Origin of the sequence: Phycicoccus mangrovi (assembly GCF_018729305.1) — a bacterium.
Taxonomy (GTDB): Bacteria; Actinomycetota; Actinomycetes; order Actinomycetales; family Dermatophilaceae; genus Phycicoccus; species Phycicoccus jejuensis.
On the sequence record NZ_JAHHWP010000006.1, the window covers coordinates 266503 to 282292 of the forward strand.

Annotated in this window: 14 protein-coding genes; 5 read left to right on the forward strand and 9 right to left on the reverse strand. The window is 72.0% G+C overall.

Annotation, left to right across the window (positions count from 1 at the left end):
* Positions 1 to 39: 39 nt before the first annotated feature.
* From KMZ30_RS03935 to KMZ30_RS03960, 6 genes are all read right to left on the reverse strand, one after another.
* Complete coding sequence (locus tag KMZ30_RS03935) at positions 40 to 930, reverse strand: ABC transporter permease (RefSeq protein WP_207021614.1); 891 nt, start codon at positions 928 to 930, stop codon at positions 40 to 42.
* Positions 927 to 1880: an ABC transporter permease gene (locus KMZ30_RS03940; protein WP_215511503.1), complete on the reverse strand. Its 954-nt coding sequence runs from the start codon at positions 1878 to 1880 to the stop codon at positions 927 to 929. Before KMZ30_RS03940 ends, KMZ30_RS03935 begins: the two co-directional genes overlap by 4 nt.
* Positions 1881 to 1883: 3 nt before the next feature.
* Positions 1884 to 3488: an ABC transporter substrate-binding protein gene (locus KMZ30_RS03945; RefSeq protein WP_215511502.1), complete on the reverse strand. Its 1605-nt coding sequence runs from the start codon at positions 3486 to 3488 to the stop codon at positions 1884 to 1886.
* A gap of 37 nt (positions 3489 to 3525) precedes the next feature.
* Positions 3526 to 4584, reverse strand: a complete 1059-nt coding sequence (locus KMZ30_RS03950) for an ABC transporter ATP-binding protein (RefSeq protein WP_215511501.1) — start codon at positions 4582 to 4584, stop codon at positions 3526 to 3528.
* Positions 4585 to 4891: 307 nt separating this feature from the next.
* Positions 4892 to 5305: a Rid family detoxifying hydrolase gene (locus KMZ30_RS03955; RefSeq protein WP_215511500.1), complete on the reverse strand. Its 414-nt coding sequence runs from the start codon at positions 5303 to 5305 to the stop codon at positions 4892 to 4894.
* The gene (locus KMZ30_RS03960; protein WP_215511499.1) at positions 5302 to 6480 is read right to left on the reverse strand and encodes a pyridoxal phosphate-dependent aminotransferase; all 1179 of its coding nucleotides are present in this window, start codon (positions 6478 to 6480) and stop codon (positions 5302 to 5304) included. The genes KMZ30_RS03955 and KMZ30_RS03960 overlap by 4 nt, the downstream gene beginning before the upstream one ends.
* A gap of 376 nt (positions 6481 to 6856) precedes the next feature.
* Here KMZ30_RS03960 and KMZ30_RS03965 point away from each other — a divergent pair, with 376 nt between their 5' ends.
* Entirely contained in the window at positions 6857 to 7681 is an 825-nt protein-coding gene (locus KMZ30_RS03965) for an SDR family NAD(P)-dependent oxidoreductase (RefSeq protein WP_215511498.1), read from the forward strand.
* Between the two features lie 189 nt (positions 7682 to 7870).
* On the opposite strand, the gene KMZ30_RS03970 is transcribed toward KMZ30_RS03965, so the two are convergent.
* Complete coding sequence (locus KMZ30_RS03970; RefSeq protein WP_215511497.1) at positions 7871 to 9922, reverse strand: beta-propeller domain-containing protein; 2052 nt, start codon at positions 9920 to 9922, stop codon at positions 7871 to 7873.
* Positions 9923 to 10346: 424 nt separating this feature from the next.
* On the opposite strand from KMZ30_RS03970, the gene KMZ30_RS03975 reads away from it, so the two are divergent.
* From KMZ30_RS03975 to KMZ30_RS03985, 3 genes are all read left to right on the forward strand, one after another.
* Positions 10347 to 10682: a hypothetical protein gene (locus KMZ30_RS03975; RefSeq protein WP_215511496.1), complete on the forward strand. Its 336-nt coding sequence runs from the start codon at positions 10347 to 10349 to the stop codon at positions 10680 to 10682.
* Between the two features lie 206 nt (positions 10683 to 10888).
* A complete protein-coding gene (locus tag KMZ30_RS03980; protein WP_308279550.1) occupies positions 10889 to 11404 on the forward strand; it encodes a SigE family RNA polymerase sigma factor in 516 nt (171 codons plus the stop codon).
* Entirely contained in the window at positions 11401 to 12720 is a 1320-nt protein-coding gene (locus tag KMZ30_RS03985; RefSeq protein WP_215511495.1) for a hypothetical protein, read from the forward strand. The genes KMZ30_RS03980 and KMZ30_RS03985 overlap by 4 nt, the downstream gene beginning before the upstream one ends.
* A gap of 39 nt (positions 12721 to 12759) precedes the next feature.
* Here the strand turns inward: KMZ30_RS03985 and KMZ30_RS22240 are convergent, their stop codons facing one another.
* Positions 12760 to 13170 (reverse strand): MmcQ/YjbR family DNA-binding protein, encoded by a 411-nt coding sequence (locus KMZ30_RS22240; protein WP_215511494.1) that lies wholly within the window; start codon positions 13168 to 13170, stop codon positions 12760 to 12762.
* Between the two features lie 525 nt (positions 13171 to 13695).
* Positions 13696 to 14601: a methylenetetrahydrofolate reductase gene (locus KMZ30_RS03995; RefSeq protein WP_215511493.1), complete on the reverse strand. Its 906-nt coding sequence runs from the start codon at positions 14599 to 14601 to the stop codon at positions 13696 to 13698.
* A gap of 94 nt (positions 14602 to 14695) precedes the next feature.
* Between KMZ30_RS03995 and KMZ30_RS04000 the strand changes: the two genes are divergently transcribed.
* The gene (locus tag KMZ30_RS04000) at positions 14696 to 15781 is read left to right on the forward strand and encodes a polyprenyl synthetase family protein (RefSeq protein ID WP_308279549.1); all 1086 of its coding nucleotides are present in this window, start codon (positions 14696 to 14698) and stop codon (positions 15779 to 15781) included.
* The last annotated feature ends 9 nt before the right edge of the window (positions 15782 to 15790 follow it).

The following is a 15790-nucleotide window of genomic DNA, read 5'->3' on the forward strand; positions in this document are numbered from 1 at the left end:
GGGTCTCCCGGGTCGGGGACGGGTGGCGGCCGGTGGTGCTCACTGCTTGGCCCGGAACAGGTCGGCGAGGCCGTCGCCCAGGAGGCTGAAGGCCACGCCGAGCAGCACGAGGGCCAGGCCCGGGATGAGCGAGAGCTGCCAGTTCGACAGCACGTACGCCTGGCCGCCCGAGATCATCGATCCCCACTCGGGCGTGGGCTGGGGGATGCCGATGCCGAGGAAGCCGAGCGAGGCCCCGAGGAGCACGTTGCCGACGGCGTCGACCATCGCGAAGACGGTGACGAAGGGCAGCACGCTCGGGAGCACGTGCCGGACGAGCACCCGTCGCCGCGAGTACCCGAGGCACCCCGCCGCGACGACGTAGCCGTACCGGCTCGCGGACAGCGTCTGCCCGTGGGCGATCCGGGCGTAGCCGACCCAGCTGGCGATCCACAGGGCGATGAACATGTTGCGCAGGCTCGGCCCGAGCGCGGCGACGATCGCGATGACGAGGACGATGAAGGGGAAGGCGAAGAACAGGTCGACGATGCGCATGACGACGGAGTCGACCCATCCCCCGGCGTAGGCGCTGGCCATCCCGATGGCCGTGCCGACGACCAGCGTCACCGAGGTGGCGCCGAAGGCGATGGCGAGGTCGTACCGGCCGCCGTAGAGCAGGCGGGCCCAGAGGTCCCGGCCGAACTCGTCGGTGCCCAGCAGGTGGCCCCCGGTGCCGGGCGTCACGAGCACGGCGAGCGCGTCGATGTCGGTCGGCGAGTACGAGGTGAAGAGCGGGGCGCCGAGGCACAGCACCGAGATGACGGTGAGCATCCCCAGGCCCAGGTACAGGGCCGGACGGCCGCGGAGCCCGCGGGGCAGCGGGAGCGCGAAGCGGCGTCCGCGCCGGGCCACGGGGTCGGTGCCGACGGCGGTGGGGTCGATGACGGTCATCGCTGCACCCCCACGGTGAGCCGCGGGTCGAGGAGGCCGTGGACCACGTCCGTCAACAGGTTGACCACGACGACGAAGACCGCGAGGACGAGCGCCACGGCCTGGACGACCGGGTAGTCGCGGGTCGAGACGGCCCCCACGAGGAGGCTGCCCAGGCCCGGCACGGAGAAGACGTTCTCCACGACCACCGTCCCGCCGACGAGGAACGCCAGGTTGATGCCGAACACGACGGCCACGGGCCCGATCGCGTTGCGCAGGACGTGACGCAGGAGGATCTGGCCCTCGGAGATGCCCTTGAGCCGGGCGATGGTCACGAAGTCCGACTCGAGGATGGTGATCGTGCTGGCCCGCAGCGAGCGGACGAGCACGGTCGAGAGCGGGATGGCCAGCGTGAGGGCCGGGAGCACGAGGTGCCCCAGGTGGCTGAGGAAACCCGTCCCGTAGCCACCGATCGGCGCCCACCCGAGCTTGAGGCCGAAGACCAGGATGAGCAGGATGCCGACGAGGAAGGCCGGCAGCGCGAACCCGAGGGTGAAGAAGATGCGGGTGGCCTGGTCGACGATCCCGCCGCGGCGCACCGCCGCCCAGATCCCCAGCGGGATGCTCAGCGCGGCGCAGAACGCCGCCGTGAGGCCCACGAGCAGGAGCGATGCCCCGGTCCGGTCGAGGAGGAGCTCGCCCACCGGGCGGTGGTACTGGTAGGACTCGCCGAAGGAGCCGGACGCGGCCCCCTTGAGGAAGAGCAAGTACTGCGAGAGAAGGGGCTGGTCCAGCCCGAGGCTCCGGCGGATGCCCGCGGCGGCCTCGGGGGTGTAGCGGTTGCCGAGGATCTGCTGGGCAGGGTCGCCGGGAACCAGACGCAGGAGCAGGAAGCTCACGAGCGTGATCCCGAACAGGACCGGCACCAGGTTCGCCACCCTCGACCAGCGCAGGTTCACCGACGACCCCATGGCTCAGTGCTCCTCGACCGTGAGGGTCAGCAGCGAGTCGTTGTAGTTGCCGAGCGGCGACACCTTGAAGCCCTTGACCCACGTGCCGCTGGCGTACCGGAACGGGGCGTAGGCGAGCGGGATGAAGGGCACCTGGTCGGCGATCGCCCCCTGGATCTGGGCGTAGAGCGCGGCCCGCTTGGTCTCGTCGGTCTCCGAGCGCGCCTCGTTGACCAGCGCGCTGACCGCCTCGTCCTTCCAGTAGCTGTTGAAGGCGTTGGCCCCGCCGTCGCCGTCGGCGCCGAAGGTCGCGACCTCGTCGGGGTCGATGATGTCGTTGGTCCAGTAGCGCATGCCCATGCCGTTGGTCCCTGGGCGCTGCTTGTCGTAGGCCGTCGAGAGCTCGAAGGACTGGATGTCGACGGTGATCCCGATCTTCGCGAGGTCGTCCTTGATGACGACGGCCTGCGCCTGGCCGGCGGCGTCCGCGCTGACCGCGATGAGGGGGATCGTGAAGCCGTCGGGGTAGCCGGCCTCGGCGAGGAGCTGCTTGGCTCCCTCGAGGTCCTGCTTCGGCTCGACGGCGGACTGGTCCCAGAACAGCATCTGGTACGGGAAGAACGTCGTGGCGACCTTCGCGTTGCCCTGGTAGGCGAGCGTGTTCATCCGGCCGAGGTCGAGGGCGGCCTTGATGGCCTGGCGCACCTTGACGTTGTCGAGCGGCTTGGTCTTGAGCGGCAGGGACACGAAGTCCACCCGCGTGGAGTCGAAGAGGTCCACGCGCAACTTCGGGTTCGCCTCGATCTGCTTGAGGACGTTGCCCGCCGGGTTCTCGATGACGTCCACCTCGCCACCCTGGAGCTGCAGGAGACGGGTGTTGTCGTCGGTGACGATGCTGATCTCGACGGTCTTCAGCTTGGGCTTGGGGCCCCAGTAGTTGTCGTTGCGGGTGAGGACCACGCTGCTCTGAGGCGACAGGCTCGTGACCTTGAAGGGACCCGCCCCGTACGGCGTCTTGTTGAAGAAGTCCTTGTCGGCCTCGACCGCCTTCTGCGGCAGGACCGCGTAGGCGTACATCGCGAGGTCGGCCAGCAGCGGGGCGTGGGGCTTGGACAGGGTGATGGTGAGCGTGCGGTCGTCCGTCGCCGTGATGTCGGTGACGGGCGTGATGAGGAAGCCCCAGGCGCTGTCCTCCCCGTCGCGGGCCCGCTCGATCGACCACTTGGCGTCCTGCGCGGTGACCGGGGTGCCGTCGGCGAACTTCACGCCGTCACGCAGGTGGAACGTGTAGGTCAGCTTGTCCTCGCTGATGTCCCACTTGTCGGCGAGGTCGGGGACGATCTCCTTGCCCGAGGGGTCGGTCTGGACCAGGCGGGCGTAGAGGTTCTGGTCCATCCAGATCGACTCGTTGGCCGAGGCCTGGATGGGGTCGAGCGTGTCGACCGCCACGGCGTTGGCGAGCTTGAGCGTGTCGACGGCGCTGGAGGCGGCCGGCGCGTCGTCCGAGGTCTGCTCCGCACCCCCGCCGCAGGCGCTGAGCGTGACCGCGAGCGTGAGGAGCCCGCCGAGGGTCGCGGTGCCGCGTACCCGGCGGGTACGGCGCATGGACGAGCTGGTCGAGGACTTCATGTGCTTCTCCTGGGGAGGTGGGGTGACCTGCGGGTGTTCACGGAGCTGCCGTGGGGTTCGCCTCGGGCGGCGCCGGCCGGTACCGGCCGTCCGTCGGCGGGAGGGAGGCGGGGGCCGGGTCGGCGTGCAGGTGGCACGCGGTCTGCTGGCCCTCGCCCGTGGTCGTCAGTCGCGGGCGGGTGGTGCGGCAGACCTCCATGACGAACGGGCACCGGGTGTGGAAGGTGCAGCCCGGAGGAGGCGAGGCGGGGTCGGGCAGCTCGCCGGCGACGACGCTCGAGGTCGATCGGCTGCGGCCGAGCGACGGAGCCGCGGCGAGCAGGGCCTGCGTGTAGGGGTGCTTCGGCGCGGCGAACAGCTTGTCGGCGGGTCCCCTCTCGACGACGCGGCCCAGGTAGAGCACCACGACCTCGTCCGCGATCCGTTCCAGGACGGCGAGGTCGTGCGTGATGAACACGTACGCGAGGCCGAGCTCCCGTTGGAGGCGCTGGAAGAGGTTGAGCACCTGCGCCTGGACGGAGACGTCGAGGGCGGAGACGGGCTCGTCGGCCACGATGAGCCGCGGCTCGGCGGCCAGCGCCCTCGCGATGCTGACCCGCTGCCGCCCTCCGCCGGACAGCTGGCCGGGCTTGCGCTCGGCCCACTCGGCGGGGAACCCGACCTGCTCCAGCAGCTCACCGACCCGCTCGCGCCGGGCGTCGCGCGACGTCATGCCGCCGACCGTGAGGACCTCCTCGATCGCGCTCCCGATGGTCAGGTACGGGTTGAGGGAGGTGTACGGGTCCTGGAGAACGACCTGGATGTCGCGACGTCGGCGCCGTCCGGCGTCCGCCCCGGGGCCCGTGGCGGGCACGCCGTCCACGAGGACCTGCCCGGCGTCGGCCCGCTCGAGCTGGAGCAGGAGCCGCCCGAGCGTGCTCTTGCCCGAGCCGGTCTCCCCGACGATGCCGAGGGTGCGACCGCGCTCCACCGACAGGTCGACCTCGTCGACCGCACGCAGGGTGCGCGGGGCCCGCCGGCCGAGCCACTGACGCGCCGAGCGCGGCAGCGCGTAGTGCCTCGACAGGCCGCGCGCCTCGAGCAGCGGCGAGTTCACGATGCCCCCCCGCCGACGCGCGGCGACACCGCTCCGGTCCGGGACCTCACCGAGGCGCGGGCGTCGGTCACGTGTGCAGCAGACATGGAGCCTCCGAGGACCTCGACCACAATTGTCGCTTGTCGACAATTCACCATGACGCCCTTCACCCCCCATGTCAATGCCCTCTCGGCCGGCGAGCACAGCCCCGCTGCGAGGTCGGTGACAATGACGTTGGCTCGCGAATCACCCTGCCGCATGGCCGTTTTCATGGCGCGCCGGTGCCGTCCTCCCCGGGCGCACCGAGCCCCGCCCGTCTCCCGGGCGGTCATGGCGTCCCCAGGTGGAGGACGGCGTCCATCTCCACCTTCACCTCGCGCAGACCGGCCACCACGGTGGTCCGCGCCGGCGGCGACTCGCGGAAGAAGTCCGCACAGGCCCGGTTGAACTCTGAGAAGTCCGCGCCGTCGGCCAGGTAGGCGGTGACCTTGACGCACTGGGCGAGGCTCGCGCCAGCGGCCGCCGCCACCGCGGCGAGGTTCTCCAGCGTGCGCACCGTCTCCGCATGTACGTCTCGGGGGACGTAGGACCCGTCGGGCTCACGGGGCACCTGGCCGGAGACGAAGAGGAGGTCCCCGGCGCGGACGGCCTGGGAGTAGGGCCCGGCCGGCCTCGGGGCCCGGTCCGTCCGCACGACCGTGGTGGGCTCTGGCCGGCCCGCGCCGTGGTCGGAGGCGGTCACGGCGCCGACCCCTGGGATGCCGGGACGTGCTCGTCGTGCGTGGTGTCCGACGCGCTCGTGAGGGCGGTCGTCATGCGGTCCAGCGCCTCCCACCATCCCTGCTCCTCCCGGGCGTAGCAGATGCGGAAGCGCCCGATTCCCGACGGCCCGAACTGGTACCCGGGGCTGACGACGACGCCGGCCTCCTGCTGCAGGAGCCGCGCGACCTCGACATCGGACAGCCCGAGCTCGGAGACGTCGGCCCACAGGTACGCGGTCCCCCGCCCCGGGCTGACCCGAAGCCCGGGCACCGCGCGCAGCCGCACGACGGTCTCGTCGCGCAGAGCCCTCAGCTCGCGCACCCGACGGGCGACGAACTCGATGTCGTCGACGAGCCACCGCGACAGCACGTGTTGCGCGTAGGCGGGCGCCCGGAGGCACATCATCGCGAGGGCCTGCTCGATGGCGTCGACCACCGGTGCGTCCGCGACGACCATGCCGACGCGGAACCCGCTGAGCGACTCGGTCTTCGACCCACCCAAGAGGGTGACTGTGCGCTCGAACATGCCGGGCTCCGCCGCGAGGTGGGCGTACGCACCGTCGTAGACCAACCGGCAGTACAGCTCGTCGATGAGCACCCGGAAGTCCCCCGCGCGCGCGATGCGGCCGATGCGTGCGACCGTCTCGCTGCTGAACACCGTCCCTGTCGGGTTGTTGGGGTTGGAGGTGACGTACAGGGCGATGCCCCGGTCGCTCCACTCCTCCAGCTGGTCGAGATCAGGCTGGAGCCCGTCCTCGGTCTCGACGAAGGGCAGCCGCAGGACCTCGGCGCCGAGGAAGCGGAGCATCCGCTCGACGAAGAGGTACTCGGGGTCGGCGAGCACGACCAGGTCGCCCTCGTCGACGAGCGCCGAGAGGACGGCGAAAAGGCCACTCTGGGTGCCGGCAGTGATGGCCAGATGCCGTGCGGCATCGAGGTCCAGCCCCATGAGCCGCGAGACCGACTGTGCGCAGGCCTCGCGCACCTCGCTACTGCCCCGGTAGGCCGTGTACGCCGTCTCGCCGTCCTCGTACGCCGATGCGAAGCTGGCCAGCGCCCAGTCCGGCGGCGGGAAGCGCACGGTGTCGAAGTGGGTCGTGTCGAGGAGCCCGTCCCCTGCGCCGTTGAGCCCGAGGGACAGGTCGGCCTCGCGCACCGACGACCCGAGCAGCGGCCGGCGCTCCGGGAGGTGGGTTCGGCGGAGTCGGTGGGACTCCGGCCCGTCAGCAAGGTGAGCCATCAACGGCCTCCGATCGAGAAGCAAGTGGATCCCCAAACCGGTTGTGGCACAGGGTTCGTTGGTGATGGGGGCCAAGTATGTCCAGCACGTCGACTGTCGACAAGCAACAGAATCTGGTGCTCACCCGGTAGGGGTTCTACCGGTTCGGGAGAGCGCGGCTCGGAGTCCTCTCGGACCTCTTGACGAACTGTCGACAGTCGACCTAGCGTTCGCGGCGTCAGCGCCGGCGACCTCCGCCCTGAGCCTGACCTCCCCCACGACGCACTCCCACCGAGGCCATCAGGAGCCGCTCATGAACGTGTCCTACGACTTCACCGGCCGCGTGGCCGTCGTCACGGGCGCCGCCCGCGGCGTGGGCCGCGACCTCGTCGCGCAGCTCATCGCGGCGGGGGCTCGCGTGATCGCCGCCGACCGCGACGAGGAGGGCCTCGCCGAGACCTGCGCGCCGCACGGCGACCTCGCCCGACCGGTCGTCGCGGACATCCGGTCGGCTCAGGACGCGGAACGCGTCGTGGCGGCGGCACGTGACGGCTTCGGGCGCCTCGACTTCTGCGTCAACAACGCCGCCGTCGCTCCCCACGCGAGCGTGCTCGACGAACGGGTCGAGGTGTGGGACACCGTCTTCGCGGTGAACTGCCGCGGCACGTTCCTCATGACCCAGGCCGCCGCCCGGGTCATGATCGGTCAGGGCGAGGGCGGGCGGATCATCAACTTCTCGTCGGGCGTCTCCAACCGCGGGTCGGCCGGGGCGGCGGCTTACGCGAGCAGCCGGGCCGCCACCGAGAGCTTCACACGGGTGGCCGCCATCGAGCTGGCGCCTCATGACATCCTCGTCAACTGCGTGAGCCCCGGCCTGATCGACACACAGCCCAAGCCGCTGCCGCCGTCGATGGCCTCATCGCTGGCCTCGCGCATCCCCGCGTTGCCACTTGCACGGGCGGGAGAGCCGGCGGAGGTCGGACACCTCGTGCTCTGGCTCTGCTCCGAGGGTGCGGCCTACGTGACGGGGTCGCTCTGCCACGTCGACGGTGGTGCGGGCATCGGCGGGCGCTGGAACGGCGTCGTCGTCGACGAGGACGTCCGCTACGACTGGGTCACGGGGGCGGGCCGGAGCTAGCCCCCGTGGGGCGCTGGTTGTGAGCCCGTTGCCCTCCCCCACGTGCGCCGTGCCGTGAGGCTCGACCGCTCATCGCGAGAGCGCTCATGCCGATGAGCGCGAGCTTCCGCGGGGAGATATGGATGTGCTGAGCCCGGATCCTCGTGCTGCGACGCCCGACACGTGTCCCGGCGTCCAAGCCACAGCGCGCTAGACGGTCCGCAGCGCGATGCCGTCCACCTGGACGAGCCTCCCGCTCTTCGAGGTGGCCACGATGGAGAGGGTTCCGCTGCGCAGCGACCTGGCGGGGAGGGCGAGGATGCTCTGCCTGCGGGTCGTTGCTGAGACGAGGGACACCGACCCGATCTTGGTGGAGCCCACATAGATGGTGGCGGTGCCGCAGCTGGGGCACCGCGTCGCCACCAGGTAGATCTGACGCGCCTTCACCGACGCCACGGTGAGTCGTGCGCCCGACCGCGTGGTTGACGTGTGCGTGCCGAGGTACGAGGACGAGCCGGTCCGTCGCGTCCATCCCGTCGTCGATCGGGTCAGGGCCCGATCGTCGATCGGGCGGGCCGTGCACCTCTCCGAGCTCCAGGCCGAGGTGTTCCCGAGCTGGTCGCGGGCCCGCACGGACCAGCACGTCTGATACCCGACACTCAGGGGCACGGCCACCCGGGTCGATGTCGTGGAAGCCGCAACGGTGGCGAAGTCGCCGAACGTGCCGCCACGCGCGGCGCGGCGGGACCTGACGTCGTAGCTCGCGACACCGGAGGCATCGGTCGCCGAGTACGTCGCGGCCGTCGTCGACGCCAGGGTGACGGCTCCGACCGTGGTGCCGAGGCGCACGACCGGAGAGGTGCTGTCGTGCATGAACGCCCTGGCGGCGACACTCTCCCGGCCGCTGGGCTCCCGCGAACGGACCAGCAGCAGGTGCCTACCTGTCGTCAGCTTTCCGATGCTGAACGCACCGGTGCAGGGGATGGCGGGTGAGGCATCCAGGGTGCAGGTCAGGCCGGTCCCTGGCGGCAGGGCGGAAGCGTCCAGCGGGAGGGCGCTGCCGGGTCCTGTGATGCTCGGTGCCGGGCCGATCGCCACTCTGGCGCCCACCCACACCCCACGCTGTATCCCTTGGTACACACGAGCCCCAAGGTGGGCGGACACCGCCGAAGGGGTCCCGTCCACCCCGATCGTCGATCTGTAGAGGCTGTTCGGAGAACCCGGCATGTTCGTCAGGACCATGCCCAGCTCGTCCCCTCGAGGCGACCACGTCAGGTCCCCGACCGCTACCGCGGTGTCGGGAACCACTCGTGCGACCCCGCCGGCCGCCGGCATCACATACACACCGCGCGGGTTGACGTCACCCACGCGGCTTCTCCGGAAGGCGATCCAGCGACCATCCGGCGAGACCTCGGGGCGCGTCGCCCCCTCGGTCCCGGTCAGGGTGCCCTTCGTCGCACCTGAGGTGGCGTCCACCAGGGCCAGGGGCAACGACGGACCACCCGCTGTCCGGCTGACGACCAGAGTGCTCCCGTCGGGCATCCACGAGGGATCGGTCGTGGCAGGGATCTCCCGGACGGGCGCTCCGCCGGTGGAGGCCAGGACATAGGTCGACGGGACCGACGCCTGGGTACCGACCGCCACCCGACTCCCGTCCGGTGACCAGGCAGGGTGATCCAGGACCGTTGCGGAGCTCCACAGCAGAACCGGCGGTGCGGAGCGGTCCACCGGTTCGGACCACAGCTGCCAGCCACCGGGGGCCGGCCGGGTCGACAAGAGCATCCGGCCGTCAGGCGAGAGCGACATGCCCAGGGCGGCGTCACTCTGGCCCTGGCCAGCAGGTCTCGAGACGCTCGCCACGGGCTGAGGGAGCGCCCACTCGGTCATCCGAACAGGACCGCCGTCACGGTCGGAGGCCGCCGCGATCAGCGCCTCACCGACCGGCGTCTGAGCAACATAGCTGCCGGTGTCTCCCTCCCCCACAGGGTTGGTCGCCGACACCGCGTACGCCGCATCGAGCGGCGCGTCCGACTCGGACCATGACAGGGACGCCGAGAAGGGCACGGCGTAGCTGGTGTCGACGCCGGCCGACGAGCGGTGCACCACGAACCCCGTGAGACCGCCGTCGCCGTAGTCGACCGGGAGATCCCAGCTGAGGTCGACGCCACCGCCGGGCACTCGAAGAACACTGACGGCAGTCGCCGGCGAGGGAAGATCACCCGGCGCGGCCTGCGCAGCGACCGGCGTCAGGAGAAAGGCCACTGACACCACGCTCGACCACACGCCGCTCGCGGCAGCACGCATCAGGAAGCTCCCCACCCAGTTCACAGCAACCCGGCCGGGCTGTGACGAGATGGTAGCCCCGACAGTCCTGCCACCCAGTGGGATTCGGGGAAGTCCGAACCCCCCACGAACACCGAGGAGTCAGCCCCGGTTCCTCGAGCCGACGACTTTCGAAGACCTCCCTTCACGAACGTGGAACGGCTTGCCGGCTCGGCCGGTGGCAGGAGGTCACGGAAGGCGCGGCTCATCCGTGGGTCTCGAGGTGGCGCGCCACACTCGCTCCAGTCAACGCTGAGTCACTCCCACAGTTGGCCGATCGGCCGAGCACATGCCGCCCCTTGGGTCGACGACGCGCAGGCGAGGCCGCGGGTAGGTTCACCGGAAAGTCGAAGGGGGGAGTTCTGTGAAGGCGTTGCTGCTTGCCTGCCTGGTCACCGCAGCCATCGTCGGCGGGGTGGGATATCGCGACGTGGTCGGTGGCGACGCGGCCGAAGACATTCAACAGTCTCGTGTCGTCGTGTACGACCCGAACGCGCCCGCTCCCCATCCGGACGACGCACGCGTGAGGGAGTACGAGTCAGGAAAGATGGTGCCGGAGGGCGCGTTGCCCCCGTTGAGGGACGACGAGCTGCCGGAACCCGGGGTCGACTGCGCCACCCAGGTCGAGCAGGCCATCGCTCGAGGCGACATGGAGCGCGGAGACACCGTCTTCTGCCCGGCTGACGCGGGCGACGGGTGAGTTCCCGTCGCGGGGAAGTGCACCCTTCGCGGCGGTGAGGCCGGCTGCTCGATGCGGCCCCGTTCCGTCGGCCCCGTTGGCCGAGGCATCCCGCGGGCGACGCCCCGCTGTCATCGACGTGCGGGCCGGGCCTTCCACCCGTGGGAGGGTCGGCGTACGTCTTCCTGGGTGACGTGACACCCAGAGCTGCGACGGAGGGGGACGAGGTGGCCGACCGGCAGGCGTTCGACGCCTACGTCCGCGAGCGCTGGGATCCCCTCCTGCGCACCGCTGCCCTGCTCACCGGCGACCCCGCATCGGCCGAGGACCTGGTGCAGGAGGCGTTGGTGCGCGCCGCCCGGCACTGGCACCGCGTCGATCCCGGCGCCGTCGACGCCTACGTGCGCAGGGTCATGTACACCCGGTCCATCGACGCATGGCGCTGGCGCCGCCGCCAGCCGGACCCGGTCGACCCCGTCCGCCACGAGCGGCCGGGCGCCGACGGCACGGACGAGGTGGCCGCCCGGGTCACTCTCGTCGACGCCCTCTCCCGCCTGACTCCACGCCAGCGGGCCGTGCTGGTCGCCCGGTTCTACGAGGACCGCACGGAGGTCGAGACCGCCAGGGTGCTCGGCTGCTCGGTGAGCACCGTCAAGTCACAGACCCGTCACGCGCTGTCGCGACTGCGGGAGCTGGCGCCCGAGCTCGCCCCCACGTTCGGCCGTGAGGAGGCCCCACGATGACCCAGCCCACCGACGAGCTCGGCCGCCTGCTGACGGACGCCGCCGACGACATCGTGCGGCGTCGGCAGGACTCCGCACCCCGAACTCCCTTGCTGTGGAGGCGAGGTCGACGCGCCACGTGGCTCGTCCGCGGCGCGGCCGCCGGGCTCGCGGTCGCGCTCGTCCTCTTGGGCGGCACCCTCGTCGGCGTCGTCCGTGCCACTCCGGCCACCGTGCCGGCCGACGGGTCGGCGGCGACCTACCCGCAGCTGGTCTCCGACCTCTTCACCCGTGACGACGCGGCCGCCCCGGGGCCGGTCTTCGGGCTCGTCGCGCTGCCCTCGGTCGAGGGCACGGGGTCCGACCTGGGCGTCCTCGACCGCGGCGGGGCGTTGACCGCTCCGCCCCGGTGGTCCGCCCCGACGGCGACGGTCGACCTCCACTCGCTCGGCAACCCCGTCGGCGCACTCGCCCCCGACGGTGTCCACCTGCTCGTCCGCGACGGCATCCTCGACCTGACCGATGGCTCGCTCGCGCGCCCGCTGATGGTCGAGGGCGTGTCGCAGGTGGCCATCGGGAGTCGCGCCGTCTGGAGCCCGAGCTCCGAGTACGTCGCGTTCGGTGGCATCGACGGTCCCACCGTCATCGACCGCCGTGCCGACGTGGTGCTCGCGCCCGCCGGGGGCGACACCGGCGTGCTGGTCGCCGGGTGGCGCGACGACACCACGCTGCTCGGGCTGCGCACGACCTCCGGGACGGCTGGGTCGGCGTTCGACATCGTCACCCGGCGCCTGGGCGACCCGGGGTGGCGCACGCTCAGCACCGTCAACACGGATGCCGTGGCAGTCCGGGACGCGACAGGGCAGGTCACGCCGTCGGCGGTGTTCGCGTCGCCCGACGGCTCGCGCCTGCTGATCGTCGACAGCGGAGTCCACAGCATGCTCGTGGACACCGTGACCGGGCAGCGGGTGGCCTTCGCCGGCGCGGCGTCGGCATCGGTCGACGCGGCCTGGGACGGCTGCGATCCCGTGTGGCTCGACGACCAGCCACTGCGGGCGTCCGGGGGCCTCCACCGGCCGGCCGACGGCAGGACCGTCCTCGCCTTCTCCGACCGGGTCGAGGCCCGCTGTGTGAGCCTGGCCGGCAACGACCTCACCGGGACGCCGGCACCGGGGCGCGCCGCAGTCGAGCAGGTGTGGCGGGTCGCGCTGCCCGTGTTCTGGGTGCTCCTGGTGGCCGCGGCGCTGTGGGTCACCGCATGGAGCGTGACCGCCCTGCGCCGCAGCCGTCGACACGGCGAGGACTTCCTGCCCATCGTGCTGGGTCGTCTCTTCTGAGTCACCGCTCGGTACTCGGCGCCGAGTGATGGCCGGGCGTCATCCGTCCAGCCACCGCCCGAGCTTCCGGGGTGCGCAGAACCGGTAGCTCTCGGTCACCAGCTCGGCGACCTCCTGCCAGTCGGTCTCGTCGTCGAGCACCATGCCGACGACCGTGGGCGACCATGACGGTCGGTAGAAGGGCAGGCCCACGTGTGTCAGTGCCTGCAGCTCTTCCCCAGTTGACCGGAAGGTCAGGACCGTAGTGGCTGCGGCCACCCCGGTCACGTCCCGGTATGCCGACGCATAACCCTCCTGGGAGACCAGGACGTGGGCGAAGGTCCTGGTCCGCACCCGCCACCTCACGCCCGTCCAGGCGTCCTCCTCGTACGCCTCGGGGAGCGACAGAGCCGTGGACGCGACACGGTCGACGACGTCACCGGACGGCTCGATGCGCGGTTCCCTGGCCACCCGTCGAGTGTCCCAGCGCCTTCCGACAGTTCCCCGAACCGGTGATGCACCGCGGGATCGTCCAGCGACCGTGGGCCGGCCCCGCCTCGCGGAAGGCGTCGCAGGTGGCACCGCTGGCGGCGGTGTGACGCACCACCAGCGGCATGAGCGGCAAGAGCTCAGCCGGCGCCGGCAACCGGCGACACCGGTGCCACCACCCCGGTTTCCCCGACCGCCGGGGATGGTGCGCAGGGGTGCGGCAACTGCAGGGTCATCGCGCAACGTCCGTGGCGTCACGGTGACGGCGCGGAAGCTGGCGCGGGACGCGGATACAACCGCGTCACCGGACGGTTTCCGCGTCATCACCGTGACGACGCGGAAGTTGGGGCTTAGAGCCATGAGAGCAAGAATCCGAGCTACAGCCCACTGGGGCGCGGTGACGCACTCCGGCCGACGTCCGCGATCGGAAGCGCACGGGCCAAGGACGGAAGCCGGTCCTGCCACTCCCCTGGCTTCCTCGGCCGTCGGGGACGCGCGGCAGGGACGTCAGAGGCCGAGGGCCTCGTGCACCTCGAGCGTGGCCGTCGAGCGGTTCATCGTGATGAAGTGCAGGCCCGGGGCGCCCTCGTCGAGCAGGCGGCGACCGATCTCGACGGCGATCTCGACACCGGCCGCGCGCACCGCGGCGGGGTCGTCCTTCACGACCTCGAGGCGCTCGACGACGCCGGGCGGCAGGGGCGTGCCCATGAGCTCGCTCATCCGCTGGATCTGCCGGTAGCTGGTCACCGGCATGAGCCCGGGCGTCACCGGCAGGTCGCGGCGGGCGGCCACGCGGTCGCGCAGCCGCAGCCACGTGGCGGGGTCGAAGACCATCTGGGTGATGGCGAACTCGGCGCCGGCGTCGGCCTTGCGGACGAGCACCTCGACGTCGTGGTCGAGGTCGGGACTGTCCGGGTGGACGTCGGGGAAGGCCGCGACGCCCAGCGTGAAGTCGCCGAGCCCGCGGACGAGGCGGACGAGGTCCTCGGCGTGGTCGAGGCCGTCCGGGTGGCTGTGCCAGGTGCCGCGGACGTCGCCCGGCGGGTCGCCGCGCAGCGCGAGGACGTTGCGGACGCCGGAGGCTGCGTACTGGCCGACGACCCGGCGCAGGTCGGCGACCGACTGGTCGACGCACGTGAGGTGCGCGAGCGGGGTGAGCGAGGTCTCGTCGGCGATCCGGCCCGTGACCCGGACGGTGCGGTCCTGGCTCGTGCCTCCGGCGCCGTAGGTGACCGACACGAACGCCGGCCGGACCCGCTCGAGGCGGCGGATCGCGTCCCAGAGCAGCACCTCCGCGGCGTCGTCCTTCGGGGGGAAGAACTCGAAGCTGACGGCCGGACGGGCATCCCGCAGGCGCGCCGGGATCGACGCGACGAGGTGCTCGGGGCGGCCGCCCCCGCCGAAGTGGGCCATGGCGGCGAGGGTACGCGAGGCCCGACACCGTAGGCTCGGGGCGCCACCATCCGGCCGCCACCGGCCCGCCACCACCCCGCCGAGGAGCCACCGCGTGACCAGCGTGCTCGACACCGCCGACCTGCGCGGACGGGTCCAGCGCGTCCTCGACGACGAGCTGGCCGCCCAGGCTCGCGTCCTCGCCGAGCTCGGCCCGGACGTCGAGGACCTGCTGCTGGCCATCGGCGACCTCCTGCGCGGCGGCAAGCGCCTGCGCGCCGCCTTCCTCTACTGGGGCGGGCGCGCCGCCGGGCTCCCCGACTCCGAGTCCCTCGTGCGCCTCGCCGCCGCGATGGAGCTGTTCCAGGCCGCGGCGCTCATCCACGACGACGTCATGGACGACTCCGACACCCGCCGTGGGATGCCCGCCGCCCACCGCGCGCTCGCGACCCGGCACGCCGACCGCGGCTGGTCCGGCGACGACGCCCGCTTCGGCCTCGCGGGCGCCGTGCTCGCCGGCAACCTCTGCCTCACGTGGACCGACGAGCTGTACGCGACGTGCGGGCTGCCCGACACCGACGTCGCCCGCGGCCGCCCCGTCTTCGACCGGATGCGCACCCAGCTGATGGCCGGCCAGTTCCTCGACGTCGTCGAGTCGGTGCGCCCCTGGGCCGGCCTCCCCGACGACGAGCGGGTCGCCCGCGCCGGCCGGGTCATCCGCTACAAGAGCGCCAAGTACACCGTCGAACACCCGCTGCTCATCGGCGCGACGGTCGGCGGGATGGACGCCGCCGGGCTCGACGCGCTCTCGCGCTACGGCCTCGACGTCGGTCGCGCGTTCCAGCTGCGCGACGACCTGCTCGGCGTCTTCGGCGACCCCGGCGAGACCGGCAAGCCCGCCGGCGATGACCTGCGCGAGGGCAAGCGCACCGTCCTCCTCGCGCACGCGCTCGCGGGCAGCGACGCCTCGGGTCGGGCACGCGTGGAGCAGCTCGTGGGCCGTCCGGACCTCGCGGTCGGCGACGTCGACGAGCTGCGCGGCCTCATCACCGGCTCGGGCGCCGTCGGCGTCCTCGAGGACGAGATCGGGCGGCTGGCGGAGTCCGCCCGGGCCGCCCTGAACGCCGCGCCCACGCTGGACCCGCAGGCCCGCGAGGTGCTGCTCGAGCTCGTCGCGACCGCGACCGCCCGCCGCGCCTGACGCGAGGGC

What these genes read in the sequence shown, in the direction of transcription:
- KMZ30_RS03935 (WP_207021614.1), bottom strand. Translation starts at nt 930, where the DNA reads ATGACCGTCATCGACCCCACCGCCGTCGGCACCGACCCCGTGGCCCGG.
- KMZ30_RS03940 (WP_215511503.1), bottom strand. Translation starts at nt 1,880, where the DNA reads ATGGGGTCGTCGGTGAACCTGCGCTGGTCGAGGGTGGCGAACCTGGTG.
- KMZ30_RS03945 (WP_215511502.1), bottom strand. Translation starts at nt 3,488, where the DNA reads ATGAAGTCCTCGACCAGCTCGTCCATGCGCCGTACCCGCCGGGTACGC.
- KMZ30_RS03965 (WP_215511498.1), top strand. Translation starts at nt 6,857, where the DNA reads ATGAACGTGTCCTACGACTTCACCGGCCGCGTGGCCGTCGTCACGGGC.
- KMZ30_RS03985 (WP_215511495.1), top strand. Translation starts at nt 11,401, where the DNA reads ATGACCCAGCCCACCGACGAGCTCGGCCGCCTGCTGACGGACGCCGCC.
- KMZ30_RS03995 (WP_215511493.1), bottom strand. Translation starts at nt 14,601, where the DNA reads ATGGCCCACTTCGGCGGGGGCGGCCGCCCCGAGCACCTCGTCGCGTCG.